This is a genomic window from Poseidonibacter sp., assembly GCF_041821165.1.
Taxonomy (GTDB): Bacteria; Campylobacterota; Campylobacteria; order Campylobacterales; family Arcobacteraceae; genus Poseidonibacter.
Genome location: NZ_JBGUES010000195.1, coordinates 1 through 4,120, shown reverse-complemented (window position 1 = coordinate 4,120; position 4,120 = coordinate 1). Strand labels below are relative to the sequence as shown.

At 24.8% G+C, this 4,120-nt stretch carries 5 protein-coding genes and 1 pseudogene; 4 read left to right on the top strand and 2 right to left on the bottom strand.

Going from position 1 to position 4,120, the window contains the following annotated elements; genetic code table 11:
• On the top strand, positions 1–1,133 hold a 1,133-nt coding region (locus tag ACERKK_RS11770), incomplete at its 5' end, for a diguanylate cyclase (RefSeq protein WP_373773270.1).
• 55 nt (positions 1,134–1,188) lie between these two features.
• The gene (locus ACERKK_RS11765; protein ID WP_373773269.1) at positions 1,189–1,470 is read left to right on the top strand and encodes a peptidylprolyl isomerase; all 282 of its coding nucleotides are present in this window, start codon (positions 1,189–1,191) and stop codon (positions 1,468–1,470) included.
• A gap of 29 nt (positions 1,471–1,499) precedes the next feature.
• Here ACERKK_RS11765 and ACERKK_RS11760 read toward each other — a convergent pair whose 3' ends face one another.
• Complete coding sequence (locus ACERKK_RS11760) at positions 1,500–1,877, bottom strand: hypothetical protein (protein ID WP_373773268.1); 378 nt, start codon at positions 1,875–1,877, stop codon at positions 1,500–1,502.
• A 183-nt stretch (positions 1,878–2,060) separates the two neighbouring features.
• Here ACERKK_RS11760 and ACERKK_RS11755 point away from each other — a divergent pair.
• Both ACERKK_RS11755 and ACERKK_RS11750 read left to right on the top strand, forming a co-directional pair.
• Positions 2,061–2,210 (top strand): annotated as a pseudogene (locus ACERKK_RS11755) (DUF6538 domain-containing protein); the annotation flags it as partial.
• A 36-nt stretch (positions 2,211–2,246) separates the two neighbouring features.
• A complete protein-coding gene (locus ACERKK_RS11750) occupies positions 2,247–3,557 on the top strand; it encodes a tyrosine-type recombinase/integrase (RefSeq protein WP_373773271.1) in 1,311 nt (436 codons plus the stop codon).
• A 2-nt stretch (positions 3,558–3,559) separates the two neighbouring features.
• On the opposite strand, the gene ACERKK_RS11745 is transcribed toward ACERKK_RS11750, so the two are convergent.
• A partial coding sequence (locus ACERKK_RS11745) for a hypothetical protein (protein WP_373773267.1) occupies positions 3,560–4,120 on the bottom strand: 561 nt, incomplete at its 5' end.

The window sequence follows — 4,120 nt, the reverse complement described above, 5'->3', positions numbered from 1 at the left end:
CTTTTAAAGAAAAAAATATTTCTGTATTATCTGATGTTTCAGATGAATATAATATTCATTCAGCAGCAGCCTTTCCTATTAGAAAGTTTGATAATATTGTTGCAGTACTTGTTTTATACTCAAATGAAGAAGAGTTTTTTGATGATGAAATTGAAATCTTATTTGATAAAATGATAAATGATATGTCTCATAGTCTTGAAAAAATAGATTATGAAAGAACTAGGTTAGAACAAGAAAATAATTTAAGAATTGCTTCTTATGCTTTTGAATCAAATGAACCTATGATTATAACAGATAAAAATATTAGAATTATTAATACTAATCAAGCATTTTGTAATGTTATGGGCTATACAAAAGATTATATAATTGGCAAAAAACCAAGTATTTTCAAATCATCACATCAAGACCAAAAATTTTATTCTAAACTTTGGGAAGTTTTAAATAAAGAAGGCTCATGGAGTGGAGAGATATTTAATACTAAAAAAAATAGAAAACAAATTCCATTACGTTCTACTATTACTGCGATAAAAGATAATAAGGGAAATATTACCCATTATCTTGGACAATATATTGATATTAGTGAACAAAAAAGTAAAGTTAGGGCATTAGAGTATCAAGCTACTCATGATAACTTAACAGGACTTCCGAATAGGCTTTTATTACTAGATAGAATAGAGCGGGCTATTTCGAAGATTGTGAGACATAAAACTGTTGGTGGATTAATTTTTATTGACCTTGATAATTTTAAAGAGGTAAATGATACTTTAGGTCATGATATTGGTGATATGCTGCTTAGAATGGTTGCTGATAAAATAAAAGAAACAGTAAGAAAAGAAGACACAATTGCAAGAATTGGCGGAGATGAATTTATAGTTTTAACTGACCATATTGGAAAGAATAAAGAAGAAGCAATAAAAAATATGACTCATCTATCCAATAAAATAAAATTGGCTTTAAATAGTATTATTGAGATTGATGGACATAAAAATATCTCAACTCCAAGTATTGGTGTAACAATATTTGATGATGATACTGAAAGTATAAAAGAAATTATAAAACAAGCAGATACAGCAATGTATACAGCAAAAAGACTTGGAAAGAACTCTATTGAATTTTTTGATAAAAATGCTTAATCTAATCTATTTATATTTTATGTTAAAATTTGTGAAATCAAAATAAGGAAAGTTTATGAAATCAGCATCTGCTAGACATTTATTAGTTGATAGTGAAGAGTTATGTTTACAATTAAAAGAAAAAATTGCAGCTGGAGAAAAGTTTGAAGACTTAGCAAAAGCTCATTCATCATGCCCATCTGGAGCAAAAGGTGGAGATTTAGGTACATTTTTCCAAGGTCAAATGGTTCCTGAATTTGATAAAGTTGTATTTAATGATGAAATCAATGTAGTACATGGACCAGTTAAAACTCAATTTGGATACCACTTATTAGAAACTACATCTAGACAAGACTAATTTTTAAATAAAAGAGAAAAGCTTCTCTTTTATTTTACTTCGTCTTCTTTCTTTTCTTCAACTTCTTCATCCCATAAAATAGATACTCCATATGTTTTATCAGTTATAACATATTTAAAATATTCATTAGTACCTTTTCTTCCATGAAGTCGTATTATTGCTTGACCATCTTGTAATAGTTTTTTCATTTCATATTGGCTAAAACTTCTTTTATTCCAACGCATAAAAGCATTTGAATAAACTCTAAAAGTACAAGTTGCTTCTGCTGTAAAAACGTAACTTTCACTTTCATCATACTCTTTTTTTGCATTTTCACAAGAGTATAGTTTTATTTGTTTGCCTTGTGCGGTAATTTTTTTAGATACAACATTTGCATCACAATATGGGCATTTGCCTAATATACTCATATTTAACTCCTAAATTCATAAAAGTATAATAACAAATTTTTTTGATTTCTTTTATAAATATTACAAATTGCCATATTTTTATTTTTGCCTAAAGTTCGATAAATACGAACATTAATAATATTTTATTAAAAAATAAAATATTACACTTGTTACGTTTTGTATGGTATGTTGTAAAACACTACAATGACAAATCTATTTAAGAGAAACAATACCTACTATATTAGATTGGCTATAAATGATGATTTAGAAATTTATTTTGGATATAAAAGAGAATATATCAAAAGTTTAAAAACTAATAATATAAATAATGCTAAAGTTATAGCGAGATACTTAATATCCAAATTTAATTATTTAAAAAGAAGTTTTAAAATGTTTACAACAAAAGAAATTAAAGAATATATAGAAGAGTTCAAAAAAATAAATTTTGATGATATTGTTAATCGTAATACACATCTATCAATAAATCAAATAGACACTATTATTAGCGATTTAAATAAAGAAGTCGATATATATGACGAAATTATAGAAAAAGAGTTATATGACCTAATGCAGTTACTTCATTTATCAGATCGAGAAGATGATATAACTTATGGTTTAGATGTTGAAGCAGCTGAAGTCTTTAAAAAATATATTATACAAATTAAAATTAATGCTTTAAATGATGTCAAAAAAAATATACAAAATGAAATTGATACTTCTGCATTAGACCAAGTCTCTTTTACTTCTAATAATAGTTTAGTCACAATTAAAGAAGCATTTGAAGAGTGGTTAAATACACGAGATGGCGTATCAGAAGCTCAAGAACATGCAAGTCGTAGAGATGTAGGTTATTTTTTAGAGTATTGTAATATTAGTAAAATAATATATATTCAAAATTTAAAGCATAAAGATTTAATATCATATAGAACATATTTAAAAAAATTAAAACCAAATGGTAAAGTAGGTGCTTTAAATAATGCTTTAACAAACTTAATCACATTTTTAAACTATTGTCATGAAAAAGCTCATTATATTCCTAAACTCACAAAAGATGTTAAATTTAAAGTTACAACTAAAGATAAAATTAAAATGAAAAGAAGTCCTTATTCTAATCAAGACTATAAAAAGATTTTAGAAAAAATTGATTTAATTAGACTTTCACCTAAAAAACAAGAACCAAATAAATATCATAATGAATATGAGACTATTATAAAAATTGCAGCTTACACTGGTGCAAGAGAAAAAGAAATTTGCCAATTAACAAAAAAAGACATAAAGTCAGAAAATGGAATATTATATTTTAATTTCAAAATTGAAATTGACGAAGTTGATGAAAAAGAACTAAAAACAATAAGTAGTTTTAGAAAAGTTCCTATTCATAGCGAATTAATTGAAGATTTAAATTTATATTTATCTAAAATTAGAACAAAAAATCTATTTAAAATTAAATCTACACAATTTAGTATAGATTTTGGATATTTTAAAACTAAACTTGGTTTTGATAAAACTTATGTTTTTCATAGTTTTAGGCATACTTTACAAAATAAACTAAAACAAAAAAAAGTTCAATATGAAATGATAAATGAAATTGTTGGTCATGGAGCCGAAGACGATAATAAAATTACTGATGACTATACTCAGAAATATGAACTTCAAATTTTAAAAGAAGAATTAGAGAAAATTTCATACATAGATAAATAATTTTATCTATGTCTCATATATCTATTTTTTCTCTTATCCTCAAAATCTTCAATAATATCTTTATGATTTTCATCAATAAAATCTTTAAACTTTTCAAGTTCTTCTGATTTTTCTTTAAAAACTTCTTTATCTTGTTTCACTTCAATTAATTCAGTTTTTAAAGATTGAATTTCATTCTCATAATTTAAAGTCGCTTCAATAATTTCGCTTTTTGTAAAATTAGCATTGTTTTTGTCTCTTTGCATAAGTCTTTTTATCTCGTGAGCTTTATCTGTAATAATTTCGTCTTTACTTTCTAGTCTTGCTTCTTTAACTTCAATATCTTCAATAAGTTTTGTATTATGTTCAATTAATATTGCTTTATCTTGTTTTAAATCGTCTATTTCTTTAGATCTTATATCAATCTTAGAATATTGCTTAATCTTCTGATAAATTGATTTTTTAAGCTTATTCTCGTCAAAGCCAAGAATTGTTTTAGAATTTTTTAAAATTTCTAAAGTGTCTTTTTTTAAAGAAGTGTCTAAATCTTTTATACTCTTAATTTCTTTCTCAACTTTTACAAG